The sequence below is a fragment of the Rhizobium sp. rho-13.1 genome, from assembly GCF_007000305.1.
In the GTDB taxonomy this organism is placed as follows: Bacteria; Pseudomonadota; Alphaproteobacteria; order Rhizobiales; family Rhizobiaceae; genus Rhizobium; species Rhizobium rhododendri.
In genome coordinates this window covers 1-294 of the sequence record NZ_SCFL01000111.1, presented here as the reverse complement: position 1 = coordinate 294, position 294 = coordinate 1, and the positions used below count along the sequence as shown (strand labels likewise).

Annotated in this window: 1 protein-coding gene; it reads right to left on the bottom strand. The window is 61.9% G+C overall.

The features are described 5' to 3' along the window. The coding region (locus tag EQW76_RS28865; protein WP_280176921.1) for an HWE histidine kinase domain-containing protein at positions 1 to 294 on the bottom strand (294 nt) is incomplete at both ends.

Below are 294 nucleotides of genomic sequence, written 5' to 3'. Positions count from 1 at the left end.
CGCTGAACTGAGACGCCTCCGGATTATCGAAGGGTGTGACGGCTGCCGCCACGAGCTCGGCAAGACTGGCGGCTTGCCAGTCGTCCTTCATCAGCAATTGATGGGCTCCGCTCATCGCGGTCAGTCGTTTGCTGAAAATCTCAAGCGCTTCGTCCGTGCGCTCCTTGTCCCGGAAGGTCTGCCGAGCAACCGCCTGGACGGTCGTTAAAAGGTTTTTGACGCGGTGGTCGAGTTCGCCGACCAGCAATTCCCGCTGCTTCTCGGAGCGCCGCCGCTCCTGGCGGGCGGCAACAA